Genomic DNA, 24,000 nt, shown 5'->3' on the forward strand with positions numbered 1-24,000 from the left:
CCAAACGGTTAGTGTATGATTAGTTGCGTGGTTTGAGCACTAAAGTTAGCGCATAAATCACAGATAGAAAAGTCCGTGAGGATTTTCGTAGTTAGGTTTATCTAGAAATTAATTTTATACGATTTTACCTTTTTGTTGTTTTAATGTATCATTTTGGTAAATATTAGTCCTTTCCAGATAGCTTTTTCTACCTTACCATTGTTTATTCCAAATTGGACTACTGAACCATCCTCACCCATAACAACTCTAATAGCATTAGTTCTGTGTGGTGTTGCTATATCAGATTTAAGGTTTCCAATTGTAACTATCAATTTATTTTCTCCAACTTCTTTTACTACTAGTGTACCAAATAAATCACTTGTATAAGTTCCAGCATATAAAGAAAAAGGCAGTTCAAGTTTCCAAGGTCTTTTCGCCATTTTAATCATATATTCAGTATCTGACTTTCTCTTTTTAATGTAGTTTTCGTGATACTCTTTTAGTTTCTCTTTATAGTGAGTATCGAGGTTTTCTCGTTTAGAGAAATAATCAAAAACATAGCCACTAAGGAGCATATTAAGATCATAACTAATTTTTCCTTCATTTGCCATTATAACAACACCTACTCCGGTTTCTCGCACGAATGAGAATTGAGGATGCATACCCGTAAAACTGCCAAAATGGTGCACTAGTGTGTCTCCTAACGGAGTTGTTGCGATGTTCCAACCGTAACCATAACCGAATCGTTTAAGATCATACCACATTCTATTCTGCTTAGCATGTTTTAACTGGCTATTCTTAACTAAATTTGAGTCAATTACTTGTTTTCCATCAATTTTACCATTGTTTAATGCTACGATCATATATCTAGCCATATCTTCAGCAGTTGATAACATACCCCCAGCTGCATGCATTGTATTATCCTTTTTTTCTAAAAAAAGACGGACTAATTTATTTTCATCATTATTCTGTGTATGTGGTTTTGCAATTTCGAAACCTTGCTCAATAGCCTTAGACATTCGGGTAGTCGTATGCTTCATTTTTAAAGGGTGTAATACTTCTTGCTGAACTAAAGATTTCCAATCAGCTCCCAATTCTTTTTCTATAATCATTCCTAAGATGATGTACCCTGTATTGGTATATTCAAATTTACCAAAAGGAGCATCTTTGTTAACTACAGTGAATTTCTCCACTATAGTTTGTAATTTATTTTTGTCATATGAGCCTGAATAAGCTTTTATATTCCTTAATGGGTTATTTTCTATTCCCGATGTATGCGTAATTAAGTGTTCAATTTTAATACTATCAGCTTTAAGCTCTGGAGCAAAATTAATTTCAGGTAATAATTCAGCTAATGATTTATCAAAATCAAGTTTACCTTTAGATTCAAGAATTAAAGCAGCCATTGCTGTGAATGATTTTGTAACTGAAGCAATATAAAAAAGAGTATTCTTACTAACTTTTATGTTTTTATCCACATCAGCCATTCCGAGATATTTCTCAAATATGATACGATCGTCTTTTACGACCGATATAGCCATTCCGTACTTCGCTCCATATTCATTTGTAACTAATTCTATGAAATTAGTATATGCTTTATTGAATTCAGAATAGTTGGTTTTCTTTGTCTTTGTACAAGAAAAGAATAAGATTGTGGATAAGAGTAAGGTTATTGTTATTTTCATAGGTGTTTTATTTAAATGTTTTAATTAGAGCGCAAATTATTTTTTGTAAAGATTAAAAACTTTTTAATTTAAACAATCAATAAAGTGATTACTTTTTTGTGTTCAATTAGTGAACTTTCAATTTTTCATAAATAATGTAAGGTAACGGTCTCGGCTATGGTTTGTAAAGGGATTAAAAGCAATGAATTTTCGATTAATCAATTAACCAAAACTTTTTATTTTGTTTTAAAACCAAATCAAAAGATCTGGCGGACTTCATTAAAATACACTTAATTTGGATTAAATAACAAAACCTGTATTAATTATAGCTCTTGTTAGTAATAATATTTATTAGCATGCTGTCCAAAGACTAGAACATTGGTCTTTTTTGTGAATCCAACCAATATAGTTTTGTCCTTTGAATTCAAACTTTACTCTAGCCCATAGTCCTTTTGTCTCAACTAATTGATATTTTGTGTATTTGTCAATTGTAATTACTTTTCGAGAATTAAAGTCTGGTTTTTCTAAAAAACTTATATATGTTTTTCCTCTAGGTGCAAAAAATGAATACATTTCAAAATTATCAAGTTTAACCCAAAAGTTTTTGTAATCATTGTTTTCTCTGATTTTAGTATCTTCTGAACAATTTGGAGCTCCTATTAGTTTATAAATTTTAGCCCATCCTTTTTTTGTTTTTTTTATAACTAATTTATAATAACAATTTTCCTCTCCTTTTTTTAAGCGTAAAATTTCTTTACCGTTTCTAGATTCATAAATAATTAATGGCTTAACTGATTCTTTATTGTAAACACATTCAACATAATTATCAAAATGTACTTGAGAAAATAAAAGAATAGGGGGCAAAAATATTAGGATCTGTAGAGATTTTATTTTCATAATTATTTCTAACTTGATTATATGCAGAACTTTCAATAAAACAAGTTCCGTTTATCTTTTTCAATTTTTATGATACGCAATATAAAGAAAGAGAATATTATAATTCCTCAAAAGTTTTTTTAATTCATAACAATTTATCATACTAGAACATTTTTGTAATCCTAGTTACATAGGAAAATTGCTCACTTAAGAGAGAGCAATTTTCATGAGTTATGGGCAATAATTGTATTCTAGAATGAAATAGAATTATCATTGGAATATAACATATTGCCCACAGTATTTTATTAAAACCTTAAAAAGCATTTCCTGTTAACCCAAAAGGAATTGTATTTTTAAGATAGAAGCCACCAATTATACGAGATGGTTTTAAATCTAAAGGATGGTTAAATGAAATAGCATCGGTATTGGTTGTAATTGATGGTTTACCGAATTTTAATGTTATCAAATTCGGATATTGATTAGCGGTTTGAATTACACTATTTTCATTACCACCTGTGTTTCCAATTACTATTACTTTTCCATTTCTAATTTGCAGAGATTTTAATAATTGTAGATTAATCATTTCCTGCTTAACATCGTTATTTATGTAATAATTTTCAGTATTGATACTCATATTCATTGTACCTTCTAATTGATTTTCTGCAGATCCATCATATACAGGAGTGTTTCTGAAAAAATTAATATTTCCCATTGTTTTAGGTAAGCCTAGTCCAATAATACCAGCTCTCATTGAATGCTCATCGGTTACAGGCATATATACACAGTGGAAAAATTCTTCACCTTGATATTCAACAAGTATTGATATTGCATTTTCTTTATATGGTGTTGCCCCGAAATCTAACTTATAAAAGTCATTAAAGAAAGCAAAGACTATCATACGACTTGGCATATTAAATTCATCAGGGATTAAGCTTTTGTATACTTCTACATTGTCAGTTTCATAATACATAAAGATGCCATCGTTTTCGAGATAACGATAGGGGGTATATCCGTTATTAGTAATATTATCAATAGTAATATCAATTGTTTTAGTGTTTGAACTTATGCCATTAGATGCTTCTAATGTAATTTGATAGGTGCCATTCTCTGTAAAATAAATTGAAGTATTATCGTCTGTTGTATTTTCAATTACCCCATCGGATGATGACCATTTGTAGGTAGTTGCATTTTGAGATAAATTAGTAAGAGCTACAATCGCTTGATTTTCGCCTAATAGTATTTCAGTTTCAAAATTGGCTATTACAATTGATTCAGGGGAATTATCGTTCTCATTACAAGAAAGAAAAACAATACTGATAAGAAATAGTAATGTTAAATTTAATTTGTTCATATCTAAAAGTTTTATTCTATTCTAATAGACTTTAAAACTTTTAAATGGTTTAAATGACTAAAATATTATTTATAGAAATTTAAGTAGTTTCTTTCGTAATCCATTTACCAGAGGTTGGCGCTTGATAAGTTTTCATTTTAGTAAGTAGTTCATCAATATTTTTACTAATTAAAACCATTTTTCTATTTCTTTCTTTTAAAAGTCCCATTACAACCATATGATCTAAGAAAGTGATAAGGCTATTGTAAAATCCATTAATATTAAGAATTCCAATAGGTTTTTTATGCAGTCCTAATTGTCCCCACGTCAACATTTCAAAAAGCTCTTCCATGGTTCCAAAGCCTCCAGGTAAAGCTATAACACCATCGCAAAGCTCATTCATCTTGGTTTTTCTCTCGTGCATGGAATCGACTAAGATTAATTCAGTTAATCCAGTATGAGCTATTTCTTTTGATTTAAGAAAAGTAGGTAAAACTCCTATTACTTTTCCTGAGTTTGAAAGTGCTCCATTGGCTACAGCTCCCATTAATCCAACATTAGCTCCTCCATATACCAATTCAATATTTTCAAGAGCTAGTTTTTTTCCAAGTTCTTTTGCTTGAAGTTCAAAATTATTATCAGTCCCAAAACTTGAACCGCAAAAAATTGTAATTCTTTTCATTCTAGTATTTATTTTTTTATATGATGTGTAACAGTCTCGTATAAATTCTAGCTGTTAATATGCGTAGATTTGTTTGACACTGATTTGAACAATTCCTAATTTAGTAAATATACCCAATAGAAAGTCCGTGAGGATTTTCAGAAATAGGTTATAATTAGCAATAAATTATATAATGTTGCCAAATAATTTTTTATTTTCTCTCAAATACTAAATCAGGTCCGTCAACATAAGATTTTCCTAATGTCATTTTGCCATTTGTTAAATCATAGGTCCATTTGGATTTATTAATTTTAACCAAAAGAATTTCAGGATCATTGCCTCCACCTAAATGGTCTTTACCGAAAAAATATTCATATTCGCCATTTGGATATCCAGCGTTTTCTCCACTTCCAAATACAACAAGATTTCCGCTTGATTGAAAGCTATAAATAATATTATCTTTTGAATAATCAATCGAGCTCTCAGATGAATTTCCACTTTCCAGTCCATAAAACTTAGCTTCAACTAATCTCCACTTTCCAGCTATTTGGTTAGAAATATCATCGTTATTAGAGCAACTTGTAAGCACTACTATTGTCGTTATTAAAAATATAAATTTTTTCATGATTAAAGTATTTTTATTTAATAGATGAAATTATTCCCATTTGGTTGCGTCAAATGTTTATTAATGGTCTTGTATATAGGTGCTTGTGTTGCTGGTACTCAACTTTCCAAGTATATATCATACTGAAAATTCGTGAGGATTTTCAGAATAGAAGAGCAATTAATTATAAACGTGTTGTAGTAAGTTTTAAATTTGTCATAAATGTCAAAATGAAAATAAAATTACACTTCTAATTGTCAAAATTAATAGAAGAGTATTCAGGAGAAAATATATAGTTAAAGTAGAACGGATTAACCTTTCTAAATATTTCAGTTTTTTGTTTGGTATAAAAGCAATTATTAATCCTAGAATTACACTTATAAAAATAAATCCGACATAAAAATTAATCAATTGTGATGTTAAGGAAGGACCTTCCGTATTTCCAGTATATTTAATATTTGTGTTTCCAGCAACGATATAAAGTACTATATTCAGAATTGTTATTCCAATAGATAAGACTAATTTCTTTTTGTTCTTTTGTGGTTTTTCTTCGTTTTGGGTTGCGAGAATTTCCGTCATAAGTTTATTTTGTTTGGTGTGAGTAATTTTCAGAGTAATGAATCATGTGCAATTGACTACAACGGTCTCGTATAATCGTCAGTTACGGATTAATATGCGTTAATTTTCGATTTAGCACAGCTTTTTGCAATTACAGAGTAGATTCCACTATGTCCGAATCTACTCTGTAATTGTGGTTTTACATTGTTGTAGCACGTTTTTATTCTTTTTTAATTAAAGCCCATTTTTCTCCTTTGTCATTTGTATATGATACAAGTCCATAATCTTTATCCCATTCAAATTCCGTTAGTCCAAATTTCCCATTTAGATTTGAATATGGGCAATTATCTTTGTTAAACGTGTAAACATTTTTCCATTCAGTTTTTAATTCAGACTGTTTTGTTTTGGGAAGAATATTATTAAAACTACTAAACTCTAAATTTAATAAACGAATTACAGGGCTTGCATCTTTCTTTTTCTCATTTGCATTAATTTGAATAAAATAGTCCTCAATTGTTTTCAGAGAGTCTTTTTTTATTTTATAGTCAATTCTAGCAAACTCTCTATCAAATCCACCAGAAACGAAGGTTTTACAATTCCCTTTTGGTTCTTTCAATACTTTATTAGTTATGAAAATAGTATCCAAATCATTCTTTTGAGATTTAAAAATTAGTTTATCTCCAATATTGTAATTAGAGAACCAAGTTTTGTCATTTTCAGTAAAATAAACATTTTCACAATCTTGGTCACAGGATTGTATCGATAAGCAAAGAATTATTATTATTAGGTACTTCATTCTCAGTTTGGGTCAAACGGTATCGGCTATAGGCAGTTTGGGTTTTTACACACTAACTTTTCGATTTAGCTTTGACCTTAGTTTTATGTTTATACTTTCTTTTTATCACTTTCCTCCAATTACCTATAGCATTGTTAGCAAATGTTATTTATTCAATTATTTCAATTCGATATTTATACTTTCGGATGTCCTTCTTGTTCTTTTTGTAATTTGTCATTTTTTCCTTTTCAAGAAGTCCATTTTTATTGTATTCGTAAACCATTTCAGATGTTTTTTGCAAGTCTGATGTAATTGGCACAATCAGATTTCCATTGTATTCAGTCTCGTACACTGAAACTTTAATCAAGTAATCGTCTTTGTCATATTCATAATGACGAATATTCAAAATACCTCTTCTTTCTGAAAATTCTGTCTTTGTGTTCTTATCTTGATTTTTTGAATTAGCAAATCGATAAACCGAAGTTACTTGTCCATCTCTGAAATTCTTTATTTCCGTAGTTTCAGAGTCTTGTCCGAAAGTGTTATTTATTTCTCTTTTGGTTTCATTATTACTGATTCCTACAACTTTCTTGAAATTTTCATCTCCATTTGAATTGTATTGAAAAGAAGTCACAATTGTATCACGATACATTCTACTATATTCTTTTTTCTCAATTGGTTTGTTTTTAGAATTGAGGATTTCTGTGTAACCTTTCAGTTTAGATGATAAAATGATTTTTTCAACTTCTTTGGAATTCTTTAATTGTTTAAAATCCTTAAACTTTGAAATATAAGCATAAGCATTTGTGTTCTGTTTGAAATCCTTTGTTTCTGGATATTCTTGAGTAAATAATGTTTTTGTTAAGGGGTTTTGTCCGTATTCATAAGTGTAAATTGACAAACCAACATTTGAATTAAAGTCATACCGTTTTACAATTCTACCATCTTTTCCATATTCATTTGCGTAAATAAACCTATGAGGTTCTTTCCATTTGAAAAAAGGTGGGATTTCGGTTTCTCGGTAGTCAAATATGATTTTGTTTTCAGAGTTAAATTCAAGGATTTTCTTTAATTGTCCTTTTTCAGTTTGTATAATTCGGTAAGCTGATTCAGGTGGTTCTTTTAGCTTAAATTCAATGTTATTGAAAGCAAACTGTCCGAAAGAACTCGAACAGATTAGTAAGGTTAATATTGTAAGAAGATTTTGTTTCAAATTGTCGTTTTTAATATTTGCTAACTTGTTTTACGCGCAACTTTGTTTCTTATATCTGTACCATTTTCTAGTAAGAGAGTAGCGAAACTGTGTCGTAGTGTGTATAAGGTGTTTTTTGAGTTATACCGCTTTTTATATGAGCCTATAGAAGAATTTTAAAACTGCATTCCTACTCTAAAATTCAAAACTCTACCAGTCATAAAATTTGGTATTCCATATTGTGCTTTACTATAAGCATCTCTAACCCATGTATTGGTAATTGAATTACGTATATCAAATACATTAAATAGCTCCAAACCAGTAGTTAACTCTTTAAAGTTCTTTAAAAAACCAGTTTTGTGTTGTTTATTAGCATCAGCAAATACATAAGAAATACCAACATCTGCACGTTTATAATCGTCTAATCTAGTTTGATATTGATAAACATCAGCATAGGCAGGAGCTCCACCAGGTAACCCTGTATTGTAAACAATATTTAAATGCGCTTTTAAATCTGGTAAATTTGGTACATAATCTTGAAATAAAGCACCAAATTTTAAACGTTGGTCGGTAGGTCTTGCAATATAACCTCTATTATTAATGTTCTCTTCTGTTTTTAAATACCCAAAACTTACCCAGCTATCATTACCAGGAACAAATTCACCATTTAAGCGTATGTCTAAACCATAAGCATAGGCATTAGTAACATTATCGGCACGATAGCGTATACGAACATTGTCTACAGAATAAGCATTAACATCAGATAAGTCTTTATAATATAATTCTGTAGTTAGTTTAAATGGACGTTCCCATAGTGTAAAACTATAGTCATTACCCGCAACAAGGTGAATCGACTTTTGAGCTTTTACATTCGGATTTATTTGTCCATCGTAACCACGGAGTTCTTTATAAAATGGAGGTTGAGAATACCATCCTCCTGAAATTCTAAAAAGCATGTCTTTTTCCCAGTCTGGTTTTATAGCAAATTGCGCTCTTGGGCTAAAAATAAATTGGTTATTACTACTACTTGTAGCTGTTTTTACTTTCCAAGTTTGTCCTCTTACACCAATATTCATCCAAATTTGATGATCTCCCCAATTTGTTTTTCTACTAAATTGAATAAATCCAGAAAAACGATTAATATCTACTTCATTTTCAGCTCTAACATTTCTAAAAGGTTCTATAGGTCCAGTAAATGGTTGATAGGGTTGATTATTTCCTGTATGATGAGGTGGACGTACCGAAAACCCTAACGAGTCGATTACTTCCCATTCACGTATACGATCTTTAATATTTTCTGTTTGATATTTTATTCCCGCTCTCCATTCATTTTTTCCATCTTTTAGTGTTGCTCTAAGTTGAACATTACTGATTAAGGCATCTAAATCGTTACGAGCATGATTAATTTGCGATCCTATTCCTTGAGAAAATTGTACTTCTCCAAAATTTTCTGAACCTATATTACTGTCAACTTGCCCTAAATTATAGGAAGCAGCAATATCAAAATGTTCTTCTTCTTGGGTGTTAAATGAAGAAACTGTTCCTGTAATTTTTAGATTTTCGTTAGCTTGATATTCCGCAGAAAAAGCCCCGAAAAGTGTTTTAAACTGATCGATTTCTTGTCCTTGGTAAAATACAATTAACTCTAAAGGATTGGCAAGAGTACCAAAACGAGTTTTTCTCGTTAAAGGTTTGTAGTTATAATCGTTTAGTGAAAAGTTACTTAATAAATTTAAGGTAAGTTTATCTGTAGCTTTGTACGATAAAAAAGTTTGCACATCTGTAAAACGAGGTCTAAAATTAACTTCTACCTGTTTACTATTTACAAATAAGCTGTTGTCTCGATAACGAACACCCACAATTGCACTTAATTTATTATTTAAAAAAGTATCTTCAATAGAAAAACTTCCTCCCAATAAACTTAAGTCTAATTTGGCAGCAAAATCTTTAGGTTTTCTGTAGGTAATGTCTAAAACAGAAGAAAGCCTATCGCCATACTTTGCTTGAAAACCTCCTGCCGAAAAATTAATATTTTGTACTAAATGGGGATTTATAAAACTCAATCCTTCTTGTTGCCCTGAACGAATTAAAAAAGGACGATATACTTCAATCCCATTTACATATACTAGGTTTTCGTCAAAGTTTCCTCCACGAACATTGTATTGGGTACTTAGTTCATTATTATTGCTAACTCCAGGAAGCGTCATTAGAATATTTTCTACTCCAGCATTGGCTCCTAATATGGTAGTAGCTTTTTTAGCTTTGATTTTAGTAATTCCTTGAGCTTCTTTTTTTAGATTCTTAACAACTACTTCTTCTAATTCTTGAGATTTGAAATTTAAAGTAGGAGAGTAGTTAAAAACTTTTCTGCCTCTTGAGGTAAACTTTTTTACAACTGATTTATACGATACATGACTAAAAGTTACCGCAACCGTTTTTCGCATAGGAATGGTAAATTGATAAGTACCATCAGCTTTTGTAGTTGTACCTTTTGATAAGTAGGAAATTGCTACTCCTTCAATAGGGGCGTTATATTTGTTAGTAATTTTTCCTTTTACAATCACTGTTTTTTGTGCAAAAACTAATGAAGGGAACAGTAGTAATAAAAGTAGTTTTCTCAAGGGTTTTATAATTTATTTTTTTTGAAAAATGTAGCAGAAAAAGTTTTAGTATTTCCCACATTATCAGATACTACAAGTTTAAAAAGATGTTTGCTACCTACCAACTTTTTATCGGAAAAATCGTAGGTAAGGATGCCTTTTTTATGATTATACTCCATTAAAACCCACTTACCATCTATGGTTGCACGATAATTTTTTATTCCAGATTTGCGATCTTTTATTCTTAATTTTAATGTTTTGTTTTTAGAAATCCATTGTCCATTTTTAAAATTATAAGATTGAATGCTTGGTTTTTCCTTATCGAATAATAATGTATAGTCCCCTAATACTTTGGTGGTGGTAAATACTTTATCAATTCTTTTTCTAGTTGAAACGTATCTTGGATATTTTGTATTGGTAACATTTGCAATATATACATGTTGCTTTTGTTCTTCATTTAAGAATGATGTTCCAAAGGTTAATGTATATCTTTTGTCAAGAGGAATGGTTGGGTTATGAATTTTAGCAATTCCATTGTCTAAAGAAAAATCAATAAAGCAATCTTCATAGAATGTGTTTTTAGGAAAAGCTATAGTTATGTTTTTATGCGTAAACTTATTGAAGTCTTTGGCTATTACTTTGTAATTAGTAGTATCTTTTCGCTTGAAAACTAAATTACTTTCTACTCCTTTCACAGGAATAGTTAATGAAGAAGTATTGTTTTTAAAGTCTTTGGCAATAATCTCAATATTGTAACTAGCTCCGTTTTCAATATTTATTTTCCCATTGTTTACTAAGTCTTCATAAAGGTTTAATCTGTTGGCATCTACTTTATGAGTTTTTTGAACTCTGTTCTTATAGGTTTTGTAATGTTCATAATCAATTAATAAGTTGATGTATTTACTTTCAGCAAAAGAAAAAGTTTCAACATCGTGATAATAAACTCTACTACCATTTACTTTCATTTCTAAACTATAAATACCGTTTTTATTTAAGGCACCATTTAATCTGTCAAAAACACTAATTCCAAAACCAATTACACCGCTGGCACTAATACTTTCACTTATAAATTTATTATCTCCTATGCTTTTAAAGGATATGAGAGTTTTTAATGATGAATTATTAATACGAGAATTATCATTAAGTGGATAGGCGATTAATTTTTTTATACTTGGACTTTTATCGTCAGCCACAGTTAAACCAAAATGCATTGGATTGATAATGTGCTCGGTTTCTGTATTTCTTATTTCATAATGTAAATGAGGTCCTCCAGAACTTCCTGTATCACCTGTATAACCTATAATATCTCCTTTTTTTACAGGGAATTTTTCTGGTTTAGGAAAAAGGTTTCCTGTGTTATAGTTTTCTTTTTTGTACTGTATAGCTTTTACATACTTCTGAATTTTTGGTGCATATTTTTTAAGATGCCCATATACAGTAGTATAACCATTTGGGTGTTTTACATATAGAGCTTTACCATAACCATATTGCTTTACTTTGATACGAGATACATATCCATCGGCAGGAGCATATATTGGAATTCCTTGTTTGCCTTGAGTTTTAATATCAATTCCAGCATGAAAGTGATTACTTCTTAATTCACCAAAAGTACCCGCAAGTACAATAGGAATTTTTAAAGGTGCTGAAAAATAGTTTTTTGGATATTGTTTTTGTGCGTAGCTAAAACAAAAAACGAAGCTTAAAAAGAAAGAGAAAATAAATTTCAAATGATAACAGTTTTAAACAAAAATACTAAAATAATATCAAAGAGTTAGACGTTTAATTACTAGTGTTTTAGTAAAATATAGCAAAAGAGTTGCGATTTAAAATCTATATTAATAACTTTGTAGATATAGTTTTATTCTAAAAATTAAATGAGTAACCCTTTAGAAGCAGTTCATTTACTGGAAGATAAGTTGAAAAAACTACTTTCCAATTATGAATTTTTAAAAGAAGAAAATCAGGTACTGCTTCAAAATAATGCCAAGTTACATATTTTATTAGAAGAGAAAGAGCAACAATTAAAAGCAAGGGATGAAGAATATAAATTGCTTAAAGTTGCAAAAACTATAGAAGGTAGTAACGAAAACACGAGAGAAACAAAACTCAAAATAAATGCTTTAGTTCGAGAGATTGATAAATGTATTACTCTTTTGAATTCATAAAAAGTTCTTTACATGGCAAAAATAAAAGTTAATGTAGTAATTGCTGGTAGAACGTATCCGTTGAGTGTGAAAGACACAAATGAAGAGGAAGGAATGCGTAAAGCTGCAAAAGATATTAATGAATTGATTGCCAAGTTTGAACAAAATTATGCGGTAGCAGATAAACAAGATGTATTAGCAATGTGTGCATTGCAGTATGCGTCTAAAGCAGAAATAGTATCATTAACAAATACTAAAGAAAATACCGAAGTATTACATAAAATAAATGAATTGACTAAGTTGTTAGAAAATCATTTATAACGTTCTTTAAAATACATAAATTTAATATTACTGCCTACATTAGTACATTGTTTGTTAAACTCAACACTATTTATTTAGAAAGGATGAGTCTTGGTTCGTAAAGCATGCCGATTTTACTCGGATCCTTGATAAGCCAGTTAGTCCTAAACTTGTTTTTTGGAGTTTATAAAACCCTATTAATGTAGGTTTTTTTATACAATCAAATCAAAATTATGGAAGGAATATTATTCCCTGTATTAGCAGGGATTATAGGGGTAGCAATAGGATTCTTTATTGCTAAAATGTTAGAGAAATCTAACGCTAATAAATTAATTCAAGAGACAAAAAAAGAGGCTAAGAATATTGTAAAAGAAGCAAGAGTAGAAGCAGATGCAATAAAAAAAGATAAAATATTACAAGCCAAAGAAAAGTTTATAGAATTAAAATCTGAACACGAAAAGGTAATTTTATCAAGAGAAAAGAAAGTTTCTGACGTAGAAAAGAGAATAAGAGATAAAGAAAGTCAAGTTTCTTCAGAATTAGATAAGAATAAAAAATTAAATAAATCACTTGAGAAAAAAGCAGGGGATTTAGATTATAAATTAGACTTTTTAGATAAAAAGGAAACTGAATTAGATAAGCTTCATAAGCGCCATGTAGAAATGCTAGAGCAAATCTCAGGTTTATCTGCTGAAGACGCTAAAACAGAATTAGTAGCTTCGTTAAAAGATGAAGCTAAAGCTGATGCAATGTCTTTTGTACAAGACACTGTAGAAGAGGCAAAAATGACAGCTCAACAAGAAGCTAGAAAAGTTGTTTTAAATACTATTCAAAGAGTAGGAGTAGAGCAGGCTGTAGAAAACTGTGTGTCTGTATTTAATTTAGAATCTGATGATGTTAAGGGGCGAATCATTGGTAGAGAAGGACGTAACATACGTGCCTTAGAAGCTGCTACTGGAGTTGAAATTATTGTTGATGATACACCTGAAGCAATTATCTTATCTTGTTTTGATCCAGTTCGTAGAGAAATTGCTCGTTTATCAATGCATAAATTGGTAACTGACGGAAGAATTCACCCAGCAAGAATCGAAGAAATTGTAAAGAAGACCGAGAAGCAAATTGGTCAAGAAATCATAGAAGTAGGTAAACGTACTGTTATTGATTTAGGAATTCATGGGTTACATCCTGAGTTAATTAAAACTGTAGGACGTATGAAATATCGTTCTTCTTATGGGCAAAATTTATTACAACACTCTCGTGAAGTAGCTAACCTTTGTGGTATTATGGCTGCTGAGATGGGATTGAATGCTAAAGCAGCTAAAAGAGCTGGTTTATTGCACGATATAGGTAAAGTTCCTGAAACTGAAAGTGAATTACCTCACGCATTATTAGGAATGCAATGGGCTGAGAAATATGGTGAAAAACCAGATGTATGTAACGCAATTGGAGCACACCACGATGAAATTGAAATGAAGAGTTTATTATCGCCAATAGTACAAGTATGTGATGCTATTTCTGGAGCTAGACCAGGTGCTCGTAGACAAGTATTAGATTCTTATATTCAACGTTTAAAAGATTTAGAAGACATTGCTTTTGGATTTAATGGAGTTCAAAAAGCTTATGCAATTCAAGCTGGACGTGAATTAAGAGTTATGGTTGAGAGTGCTAAAGTAAATGATGCTAAAGCTGCTGAGTTATCATTTAATATTTCACAAAAAATTCAAAATGATATGACGTATCCAGGGCAAGTTAAAGTAACTGTAATACGAGAAACAAGAGCTGTTAATGTAGCTAAATAATTAATAGCTTAATCAATAAAAAAAAGCCTCATCATTTGATGAGGCTTTTTTTTATTATCTATTTCTTCTTGATTTTCCTTTTTGTTCTGGAGTTGCTTTGAAGTATAAATCGTCATTGTGATTTCTCCTTTGCTTACGTCTTTTAATAATTCTACTTCTCTTACCAATTTTTGCATTTGGTACTGCTCTGTAATAATAGAAGTCATTATCTTCTTTAAATTGACGGTAGTTTCTTCTAAAATTTCTCTTATAGAAATATACATCATCGTAATCAAAAACACCTCCGATATTAATATCAATATCTATGTTGTCGTTATAATATACGTCATCTCCACAGTACTCATCGAATTTTACATTTCCATAAAATCTTGGATTTCCCCAACGATCGTATCTAATTGTTAAATTACCTACTTTAGATAATTGTCCAAAACGATACCTTATATAAACACTACCAATTCGTTTTACATTTCCTCTGCTATCATAGTTTATAAAAGTATTACCTACACGTCTTACTCTACCTTTGAAGTCACGTTCAATTCTAACACCACGGTTTACTCTAGTACGTCTACCATAATAGTCTACATATCTCGTGTTTTTATAGTGAGTGTTAAAGTCAAAATCACCATTTAAAAATACATGAAATTGTACCCCTCTTTCTACGAAGGTAACTACATCGTCATAGCGATTTGTAACCCCAATTTTGCTAGTTGATTTGTTTGTGTTATTAGCGTTTACTGTTGCTAATGACATGATTGCTAATAAAAAAAGTATCCCTGTTCTCATAATTGCTAATTTTAGGGTTATGCTTACTCTGTTCGCTTTTCGGCTTCCGCGTTTGAAGTGTAATTTTCAAAGAGCGTGCCAAAAAAATGAAGAAACAAGTTATCGTGACTTTTTAAGAGAAGAAATGTGTTTTTATTTATTTGATAATGAGTTGTTTGATAAATTTTACAAAAATATTTTATGAGTACTTGTAAAAAGCTCTATATTTATACGACACACTTGAAAAATTTAGATTTACCAATGATTGATGCAATTGAGAAAAACTTACAAAGAGGAGTTAAGTTATTAAATTCTATTACCGATGAACAATATAGTGATAAGAATGTTCCTCCTTATTATTCAAGTATAGGAGCAAACATGCGTCATATTTTAGATGTTTTTGCGTGCATTTTTAGTGGTTTAGATACAAATTGTGTTGATTTTTCTAATAGAGAGCGTAATCAATTAGCGGAAGAAAAAACAGCGGCAGGTATTGAATACTTTAATAGTGTAATTTGCCAATTGCATTCTTTGAATCCTGATGATTTCAATAAAATTATTTCTGTTACTGATGATTTGGGAACTGGTAAAGTAACTACTAATTATACTTTAGCGAGTGCTTTGGCTCAAGCTCATAGTCATGCAATACATCATTTTGCAAGTATTGGTTTTATTATTAATCAATTAGATATAGAACTACCAGATCCTGATTTTGGTTATAATCCAACAACACCTAAGAGAGCTGTCTCTTAAGTGTTGAATTTGTTTTTATCTTTGGATGTATACCCATCCTTTTTGTGTTTTACTTAATGTATCGTTACCAAACTTTAAAGTGTAGAAGTAAGTTCCAACTGGTAAATCATCGTTAGTATTTACTGTAGCTCTTCCAGAAGACTTTCCATTCCAATCGTTTTTATAATCAGTTGTTTTGTAAACTAGATTTCCCCATCTGTTGTAAACTTCTAATTCGCTTTTGTTATACTGCTCTAATCCTTCGAATACTAAAGTTTCGTTAGTGCTATCTCCATTAGGAGTGAATATGATGTTTACATCATCTAACTTACCATCAGTAACTCCAGCACCTATAGTAATGATTTCATAATCATTAGGGATAAACTCGTTAGAAGTTACCTGACCAGAAGTTAAGTTACCTGATACATCACTACTTCCAAGGTCCATCCATTTGTTTTCAGTTTTGCTCCACCCAACAACTTTTAATTCTTCTACGTTATTAGTTATAGCTGTAATATCACTTTGACTATCCCAAGTTAATGTAACTGTTGTTTTGTTAGTTCCTTTTAAGTTCCAAAATTCTAATTGACTAATGTTTTCTATAAAAGCTTGCTTTTGATTTGTAACAAAAGTTTGACTTAAAGTAGTTGATGAATTAGGGTCTTCATTAAAATAAGCTCCTTTAAAAGTAGTGTTTTGGTTTTGAGCAGGAACAATCATTGGTCTTAATTTGTTGTCAGCTCCAATAGGAAAAACAAATTCTTCAGTTCCAGAAACAGCAGCATATCCATCAACATGTCTGTTATCATCTTCACCAGCATAAAAATCATGTTGAATAAAATCTAAAGAAACATTAGCATTTGATTTTGGAGTAACAACCTTTCCATTTATAAAGCTTAATTCATTAGTTACTCCTAAAGAGTTTTTAAGTTCTACATTATTAGTAGCATCTATTTCTACATTTTGAAAAGTAGCTTTGTTACTTCCAGAAACAGTTATTGTTTCATTATTGCTGTAAAAACCAGCTAAACCTTCATTGTTATTGTCAAGAGTACCATCATTAGTTAAATTAGTATGAAAACCAACGCTAGCGTTTGTGTGCATTTTTACATTACCAAAGTTGTGAAATGCAGTTTGAGCACCTACAGAATATGTAAATAATAATACGGCTATTTTAGTTATTGTTTTCATAATTATTGATTTAAAATGGTTATTGTTATGTAAATGTTTCTTTGTATTTACACTTCAAAGATGCTTCAAATCAATAAGGATTAATGGCGGTTTTAGTTGAACTGTGTTTTTCTGCCGATTAACGAATTTGACTAGAAAAAATAAGGTCAAAAAAATACCATTTAACGTACGTTAAATGGTATTCATATAAGTTTTAAATATTTTAAAATTATGTTGAAGTTGTTCTATCTTTGGATATAAACCCAACCTTTTTGTGTTTTACTTAATGAATCGTTACCGAATTTTAAAGTGTAGAAATAAGTTCCAACTGGTAAATCATCATTAGAGTTTATTGTAGCTCTTCCCGATGATTTTCCTTTCCAATCGTTTTTATAATCAGATGTTTTGTAAACAATGTTTCCCCACCTGTTATAAATTTCTAACACATTTCTATTGTATTGTTCTAATCCTTCAAAGACTAAAGTTTCATTTGTACTATCTCCATTAGGAGTAAATATGATATTTACATCATCTAATTCACCATCAGCAACTCCAGCACCTATAGTAATGATTTCATAATCATCAGGAATAAACTCGTTAGAAGTTACTTGACCAGAAGTTAAGTTACCTGATACATTACTATTTCCAAGATTCATCCATTTGTTTTCAGTTTTGCTCCAACCTACAACTTTTAACTCAGCAACATTATTGGCTATAGCAGCAATATCACTTTGGTTATCCCAAGTTAATGTGACTGTTGTTTTGTTTGCTCCGTTTAAATCCCAAAATTCAAGTTGACTTATGTTTTCTATAAAAACTTGCTTTTGATTTGTTAAAAATGTTTGAGTAAATGTAGTTGGTGAATTTGGGTCTTCACTAAAATAAGCACCTTTAAAAGTAGTGTTTAGGTTTTGAGTAGGAATAATCATTGGTCTTAATCTATTGTCGTCACCAATAGGGAAAATAAATTCTTCAGTTCCAGAAACAGCAGCATATCCATCAACATGTCTGTTATCATCTTCGCCAGCATAAAAATCATGTTGAATAAAATCTAAAGATATACTAGTATCCGATTTTGGAGTGATAACCTTTCCATTTATAAAGCTTAATTCATTAGTGATTCCTAAAGAACTTCTAAGTTCTAAATCGTTATTAGTATCTATCTCTACATTATAAAAGATAGCCTTATTATTTCCAGATACTATTCTTGTTTCATTATTACTATAAAAACCAACTAATCCAACATTGTCATCATCAAGAGTACCATCATTAGTTAAATCAGTATGAAAACCAATGCTAGCGTTTGTGTGCATTTTTACATTACCAAAATTGTGAAATGCAGTTTGAGCACTTATAGAATAAGTAAATATTAATATGGTTATTTTAATTATCGTCTTCATAATACCACTGTATTAAATCTTCATTTAGTTAAAAACCACATGGTTGTCGTTTTGTAACTGTCCTCATTACACAGAGATGCATAATTCCTACGTATGCTTCAAAATTGCTATGATTCAATTAAGTTTGAGACATAGATTGGTTGAAGTATATCTTTCTTCTGGCTAGTGGATTCGTCTTTATAATAAGGTTTTACTGTTTTTTTAACGTATGTTAAAAGATATTCCAGTTAAGTATTAACTGAATTTCAAACACAAAGCATATGTAATAATTATGATAACACCCGCATGTTATTATAGTTTTTCTATATACTTTCAGACGAAAATATTTTAATAGTTAGGTAAACTATTCTTGAAGTAGTAGTAGGTTTATGTGCATTAAATGTTATAATTTTTTTAAGAGGATTAAACTTTTAATTTTGAAGCTGCAAAAGTAATATGTTTTTTTGAGACTCTTGCGCTTTTATTTGTTAAAATTTTGTTTAACTAATAGATCTTTAACTAGTTAAGATTGTGTGTTGTGTAAATTGATGCTAAAAATTATGTTTATTTATAAGCTGTGTAAATTACTAATAAATCTTCGTTTAAAACATCATTTCTCCTAGCAGTAGGTCCTATTGTTCCCAAAGAATAGGCTACATTAAGTCTAAATCCATTTGATAAAAAAGTATTTAAAGAAGCTGTAATCTTCCCTAAATCATCACCGTTTTGACTTCCATATCTAATTCCTATACAATTTGAATTAGAAGCATAACGGGAGATGTCATTTATCGAATTTCCGTGTCCCCCAACATAGATAACTTGTTGTGTAAAAGGCGCCCCAGTGTCTCTTACAAAACCATTCATTGTCCCGAATGAATTATTAATCCATGCATTGTTGTTTCCAACCCCATTATCATTATCAATATTAGCTGACTCAACATTTGCGTGAGCTGTAAATGTTATTTGTGAAGGTTGAAAAGGTAGTCCTGTTATATCTTGCGTAAATGTAGCTGAACCTCCGCCAGGACCGTTAATAATAAATGAACCAACAAAAACAGTAGGGCCTAAATAAACTCCTCCGTTAGCTCCTGTGGTTATTTGATTATCGGTTTCAGCTGCAATTAATTCTTTTTTTTCAACAACACCAGTTGCTGTTGCTGTTAAAATGTTATTATTAGTGGTAACTGTAGAGATGTCCCTAACTCTAAGTTTACCATTAACATCTAAACGTTCAGTAGGTGCGTCAGTATTTAAACCAACGTGTCCATTGTTGTTTAAAATGTTGAATGTTTCATCATGCCATGTACCATCATTTCTAGTGATGTAAAAGGCATCAGTATTTCTTCTTCCGAAAGCAAATTTTGCTACTCCGGCATTTTCAAAAGTAAAGGTATTAAATCCACCATCAGTGTCATTGAAATTAATATCGGGTTCTGTCCCTTGAACACGAATAATTCCAACCCCATCAGCTAAGTCTCTACTAATATGAAGAGGGCTAGTAGCTCCCGCTATTCCTAAGCCGACATATTGGTTTGATTGGTTTATTCTCATAGCCTCTATATTATTTGTCCTAAGTGCTAAATCTTGTCCGTCACTGGTTCCTAGGAAGTTAGTCGTAGAATTTGTTCCAGCATTACCAGTTAATGACCAAAAATTATTAGCTAATGATAACCAAGTTGTTCCATCCCATACTTTTATGGTGTTTGGTGCTGTGCTTGTATCGAACCAAATATCATTTTCTACTGCAACTGGAGTAGGGGTGTTTGGATCTGTTGCAGAGGTATAAACATTATTGTTATTTACCGTGTTTACAGTTCCTTTTTTATCAACTACATTGATTTCTTGAGATTGTGTTGAAATGGTAAATGTTAACAATAAAATTGTAACTATAAACTTTAGTATGTTACTAGAGTGAATCATAAATTTTTAAACAATGTTTATTTTTAATGATTATAAATTAAATTCCCCAAAATGTGATTGCATTTTGTTCTATTTCTTGTATTTGTGCTGTTGTAATGTCTCTGTTGTACATTATAAATTCTGTAAAACTAGTTCTTGCGTGATTTCCTGTTTGATTACCATTGGCCCATCCAATTGTAAAATCTTCTGTCCGGGTACACCTACCATTATTGTAAACTCCATTAAATCGCTGTGTTCCCCCAGAACGAGCAATTGTATTGGTGTTTGTTTTCATAAAAGTATATATTTCCCAAACATTATTGTTTGAATTATTGATAAAAGAACGTGTGGCATTACAGCAAACACCGGGATCAAAATAAAGCCTTCCATTACCCCAATTTATGTGAGTGGCCCATCTATTGGCGTTAGTTAATACACCAAAAGAGTGTTGATAATTATTTGTAGCCCTTGCTATTGTAATTACTGTTCCTTCATCTCCAGCATTGGTAACATCTTGAATTCCGTTAGGTGTATCAATAAGTAAATGGTCATTTGATCCATCTCCTTGAAAATAAGGATTACTTGTGTCTGGATAAAATCGAGGTTGTCGATTTCTTGTTGTTTGAATAGCGTCTCTGCCTAATCCACTTTGATCGTACCATGTGTGGATAAAAACATTGCTTCCGCCTCGCCAAGCATTTATAGCAGCTATGTCTACAATATCATTATCTCCCCATGTAAAGTCTTGCTCAGCATTATCTCCAGCTCTTCTTAGTCTAACTAAAGGACCATTATAGTCGCTTTCAATAACTCTCATTGAAAAAGCAAAACTGATATTTCCTAAATTTTCATCAAGTATATGATGAGGCTTCATTGTAGGAAAGTTATTGTATTTTACTATTTGGCTGTAAGTAAAGGAGTAAATACAACAAAAAAAGAATAAAATAATTTTTTGTTTAATCATAATATTTGATTTATCTCCTTAGATCTCCTGTTAAATGAAAAGTATTGGTACTTGTTGCTACTAATCCAGCACCTGCATCTCTGCCAGCTGTAATAAACCTTGAAAGTCTATTTAAAATGGTAACTCCTCCAGCCCCACTTATAGTAACTCTTCCATTACCAGTTTGATAGATGCTTATGTTGTATCCAATAGGTAAACCTGTAGGTACTGTAAGTGTAACGTTTGAAGCACTATTAAAAGTGATTACTTTTCCATTGTCAGAAGCAACTAATGTGTAATTTGAGGTTTTATTATCTACTGAAGCTAAATTTAAATCTACCCAGTCTGTTGCAGTACCTGTAGAAGATAAAACTTGACCAGATATTCCTTCATCTCCATCTTTATCTTTAAAAGTTCCATCTAATTGCATGTTGTTAGTAATATGCAAACTCTCATTGGGTGTATTGTTACCAACTCCTAATCGATTATTGATATTGTCCCAGAATAGATTAGTGTTGTTTTCAGTAAGTTTACCATCTGTTCCCGCAAAAAATATAGAACCTGTAGTACCAGTATGTGCTATGTCTACCCAAGTTGTCCCGTTCCATATATTTATTGAATTTGGACTAGTACTAGTGTTAATCCAAATGTCGTTTTCTACTGCTACAACTGTAGGGGTATTAGGGTCTGTTGTAGCTGTAAATACATTGTTGTTATTAATGGCTTTTATAGTTCCTTTATTGTCAACTACACTAACTTCTTGAGCATTGATTTTTAAAGAGAAAAAAATCAATGCTAAAGTTAGAGTCAATTTTAGAAAACCACTATTAACCATTAAAAATTATTATTTAATGTATTGTATTTCAATAACATCTCCGTTGTACATAGGTAATTCGGTAGCGCTAAAGTTTATTGTAACGGCATCAGCAGCAACTGAAAAGTCAGTTCCAAATCTTAATTTTACACCATTTCTATATACAAATAATTTAGCAGCAGTAGTTGCAGCTGTTAAAGTTGGTAAACCAGTTACTGCAACGACGACATTAGCAGTAGCATTTCCAGCCCCATCAGGAGTACCAGAACCAGCAGCACTTTGAGTGTATTCAACTCTAATACCATCAACTTTTAATAAGTCAGATAATTGCATTTTTTGAACTGCACCTGAAGCTTCATCTCTAATTAACACAGTAAAACCTGTACCAACATTACCATGAGCCTCACGATCTACAGCATTAGTAGAAGCAGTACTAGCGTCAGTAACTAATTGTAAACCATCTAAAGCAAATTCTTTAGCAGCGTCAGCAGTAATATAAGTGTTATCAGTTAACACACCTCCTAATTGCCAAGTAGTAACTACACCACCAGAAGGAGTTGTATTTGTGAATGAAGTTAAACCATTTACAGCTTGTAAATACTTAATAGTACCTTTATTGTCTACTAATTTTACCGCAGTATTTGATGAGTTTAACGTAGCATTTGCTTGCTTGGTGATATCACCTGTAGTTGTCTGTGCATTCACAGTACCAATAGCTAATAAACCAATGGCGGCTAATGCTAATTTAAATTTGTTCGTAATTGTCTTCATAATTGTTTTAAGATTTATATATAGGGTTTAATAAAATTGAACTATTCTTATTTGGTCACCCTGATAGCAAACTGCTTCAGGTTCTATTTCTATAGTTGTATTGTTTACAACAGTAAAATCTATTCTTACACCGTTTCTATAAACATTTACTTTTTTAGAATCGCTTATAAGTATAGATGGGGTAAATTGTAGTTGTCCGTCTGTAGCAACTATTTCTGTGACTTCTTCTCTAAAGAAACCTGAAGAAGGTACTTTTCTTAACTGTCCAGTGGTTTTATTAACAGTTACTATGTCGTCTTGGGTTGTATCACCATCTTGTAAACCTATGATTGAAAGTGTGTTTACAGCAGATGCTTCTATAATTGTTGGTTTGATTAAAACTCCACCTAGTTCTATTGTTGTACCAGAACCATTTGTTGTAGCAGCTAATCCGTTATTTGCATTAATATTTAAACTTGTACCAGAACCACTACCAGCAGCTACCCAATTTGTCCCATTGTATGCATAAATCCTACCATTACTTTGGTCTACGTATACATCACCTGCTATAGGTGTTAAAGAAGGATTAAAAAGAGGAGGTCCATTACCTCTTGTTGGGTTAGAATCTATTCTAATCCATGTGGTTCCATTCCAGATACTAACTGCATTATTTTTTGAACTGTCAATCCAAAAATCACCTGTGTTGTTACTAGTAGGAGCTGTTCCAGAAGTTGTTACATTTATCCCAGTACTAGTTCCGTTATTACACAAGTTTTCCCAAGTAGTTCCATTGAAAAAGAAAACACACTTTACATCGGTATTATATACTAATGCACCTTCAAGTGGTGTTATACTATTCATAACAGAAGTACTAACTCTACTAATTACTAAAACTTTATCTGGGCTTTCTAATTCTAATACAGAACTTGGATGTATTACCGAAGGATTGTCCCCAATTTTTACTTGAGCGTAAAAAGGGATTTGAATGATTAAGAGAAGTATTAAAGAGATTTTTACCTTCATACTTTTGGGGGTTAGTATTACAATAATAACTAAATTTTTTGTTAAA

At 30.9% G+C, this 24,000-nt stretch carries 21 protein-coding genes and 1 other RNA gene; 5 read left to right on the top strand and 17 right to left on the bottom strand.

Going from position 1 to position 24,000, the window contains the following annotated elements; all coding sequences use genetic code 11:
• Positions 1-140: 140 nt before the first annotated feature.
• The 9 genes from Q0958_RS09160 to Q0958_RS09200 all read right to left on the bottom strand — a co-directional run bounded on the left by Q0958_RS09160 (position 141) and on the right by Q0958_RS09200 (position 11,966).
• Complete coding sequence (locus Q0958_RS09160; protein ID WP_299122222.1) at positions 141-1,664, bottom strand: serine hydrolase domain-containing protein; 1,524 nt, start codon at positions 1,662-1,664, stop codon at positions 141-143.
• 330 nt (positions 1,665-1,994) lie between these two features.
• On the bottom strand, positions 1,995-2,507 hold the full coding sequence (locus tag Q0958_RS09165) for a hypothetical protein (protein WP_299122224.1): 513 nt from the start codon (positions 2,505-2,507) through the stop codon (positions 1,995-1,997).
• 325 nt (positions 2,508-2,832) lie between these two features.
• Entirely contained in the window at positions 2,833-3,870 is a 1,038-nt protein-coding gene (locus tag Q0958_RS09170) for an acetoacetate decarboxylase family protein (RefSeq protein WP_299122227.1), read from the bottom strand.
• A 79-nt stretch (positions 3,871-3,949) separates the two neighbouring features.
• A complete protein-coding gene (locus Q0958_RS09175) occupies positions 3,950-4,531 on the bottom strand; it encodes a TIGR00730 family Rossman fold protein (RefSeq protein WP_299122228.1) in 582 nt (193 codons plus the stop codon).
• 190 nt (positions 4,532-4,721) lie between these two features.
• Positions 4,722-5,135 (bottom strand): membrane lipoprotein lipid attachment site-containing protein, encoded by a 414-nt coding sequence (locus tag Q0958_RS09180; RefSeq protein WP_299122229.1) that lies wholly within the window; start codon positions 5,133-5,135, stop codon positions 4,722-4,724.
• A gap of 757 nt (positions 5,136-5,892) precedes the next feature.
• On the bottom strand, positions 5,893-6,468 hold the full coding sequence (locus Q0958_RS09185) for a hypothetical protein (RefSeq protein WP_299122230.1): 576 nt from the start codon (positions 6,466-6,468) through the stop codon (positions 5,893-5,895).
• A gap of 148 nt (positions 6,469-6,616) precedes the next feature.
• Entirely contained in the window at positions 6,617-7,660 is a 1,044-nt protein-coding gene (locus Q0958_RS09190) for a hypothetical protein (RefSeq protein WP_299122231.1), read from the bottom strand.
• A gap of 155 nt (positions 7,661-7,815) precedes the next feature.
• Positions 7,816-10,260 (bottom strand): carboxypeptidase-like regulatory domain-containing protein, encoded by a 2,445-nt coding sequence (locus Q0958_RS09195; RefSeq protein WP_299122233.1) that lies wholly within the window; start codon positions 10,258-10,260, stop codon positions 7,816-7,818.
• A gap of 5 nt (positions 10,261-10,265) precedes the next feature.
• Complete coding sequence (locus Q0958_RS09200) at positions 10,266-11,966, bottom strand: M23 family metallopeptidase (protein ID WP_299122235.1); 1,701 nt, start codon at positions 11,964-11,966, stop codon at positions 10,266-10,268.
• Positions 11,967-12,113: 147 nt separating this feature from the next.
• Here Q0958_RS09200 and Q0958_RS09205 point away from each other — a divergent pair, with 147 nt between their 5' ends.
• The 4 genes from Q0958_RS09205 to rny all read left to right on the top strand — a co-directional run bounded on the left by Q0958_RS09205 (position 12,114) and on the right by rny (position 14,482).
• Complete coding sequence (locus Q0958_RS09205; protein ID WP_299122237.1) at positions 12,114-12,404, top strand: hypothetical protein; 291 nt, start codon at positions 12,114-12,116, stop codon at positions 12,402-12,404.
• Positions 12,405-12,416: 12 nt separating this feature from the next.
• Entirely contained in the window at positions 12,417-12,704 is a 288-nt protein-coding gene (locus Q0958_RS09210) for a cell division protein ZapA (RefSeq protein WP_299122239.1), read from the top strand.
• Positions 12,705-12,762: 58 nt separating this feature from the next.
• A non-coding RNA gene (gene ssrS / locus Q0958_RS09215) (6S RNA) lies at positions 12,763-12,869 on the top strand.
• A gap of 47 nt (positions 12,870-12,916) precedes the next feature.
• Positions 12,917-14,482, top strand: a complete 1,566-nt coding sequence (rny, locus tag Q0958_RS09220) for a ribonuclease Y (protein ID WP_299122241.1) — start codon at positions 12,917-12,919, stop codon at positions 14,480-14,482.
• Between the two features lie 54 nt (positions 14,483-14,536).
• Here rny and Q0958_RS09225 read toward each other — a convergent pair whose 3' ends face one another.
• Positions 14,537-15,265 (bottom strand): hypothetical protein, encoded by a 729-nt coding sequence (locus Q0958_RS09225; protein WP_150900248.1) that lies wholly within the window; start codon positions 15,263-15,265, stop codon positions 14,537-14,539.
• A 180-nt stretch (positions 15,266-15,445) separates the two neighbouring features.
• Here Q0958_RS09225 and Q0958_RS09230 point away from each other — a divergent pair, with 180 nt between their 5' ends.
• Positions 15,446-15,997, top strand: coding sequence for a DinB family protein (locus tag Q0958_RS09230; protein WP_299122246.1), 552 nt, complete (start codon positions 15,446-15,448; stop codon positions 15,995-15,997).
• A 15-nt stretch (positions 15,998-16,012) separates the two neighbouring features.
• Here Q0958_RS09230 and Q0958_RS09235 read toward each other — a convergent pair whose 3' ends face one another.
• From Q0958_RS09235 to Q0958_RS09265, 7 genes are all read right to left on the bottom strand, one after another.
• Positions 16,013-17,167, bottom strand: a complete 1,155-nt coding sequence (locus Q0958_RS09235) for a gliding motility-associated C-terminal domain-containing protein (RefSeq protein ID WP_299122247.1) — start codon at positions 17,165-17,167, stop codon at positions 16,013-16,015.
• Between the two features lie 224 nt (positions 17,168-17,391).
• Positions 17,392-18,546 carry a gliding motility-associated C-terminal domain-containing protein gene (locus Q0958_RS09240; RefSeq protein WP_299122249.1) on the bottom strand — a complete coding sequence of 385 codons (1,155 nt, stop codon included), beginning with the start codon at positions 18,544-18,546 and terminating at the stop codon, positions 17,392-17,394.
• A 543-nt stretch (positions 18,547-19,089) separates the two neighbouring features.
• Entirely contained in the window at positions 19,090-20,445 is a 1,356-nt protein-coding gene (locus Q0958_RS09245) for a hypothetical protein (protein WP_299122252.1), read from the bottom strand.
• A gap of 37 nt (positions 20,446-20,482) precedes the next feature.
• Positions 20,483-21,298: a hypothetical protein gene (locus Q0958_RS09250; RefSeq protein WP_299122254.1), complete on the bottom strand. Its 816-nt coding sequence runs from the start codon at positions 21,296-21,298 to the stop codon at positions 20,483-20,485.
• A 100-nt stretch (positions 21,299-21,398) separates the two neighbouring features.
• Entirely contained in the window at positions 21,399-22,178 is a 780-nt protein-coding gene (locus tag Q0958_RS09255) for a hypothetical protein (RefSeq protein ID WP_299122256.1), read from the bottom strand.
• Positions 22,179-22,211: 33 nt separating this feature from the next.
• Complete coding sequence (locus Q0958_RS09260; RefSeq protein ID WP_299122258.1) at positions 22,212-22,952, bottom strand: hypothetical protein; 741 nt, start codon at positions 22,950-22,952, stop codon at positions 22,212-22,214.
• A gap of 27 nt (positions 22,953-22,979) precedes the next feature.
• A complete protein-coding gene (locus Q0958_RS09265) occupies positions 22,980-23,954 on the bottom strand; it encodes a hypothetical protein (protein ID WP_150899695.1) in 975 nt (324 codons plus the stop codon).
• Positions 23,955-24,000: the final 46 nt, after the last annotated feature.

The sequence above is a fragment of the uncultured Tenacibaculum sp. genome, from assembly GCF_947499065.1.
GTDB lineage: Bacteria > Bacteroidota > Bacteroidia > Flavobacteriales > Flavobacteriaceae > Polaribacter.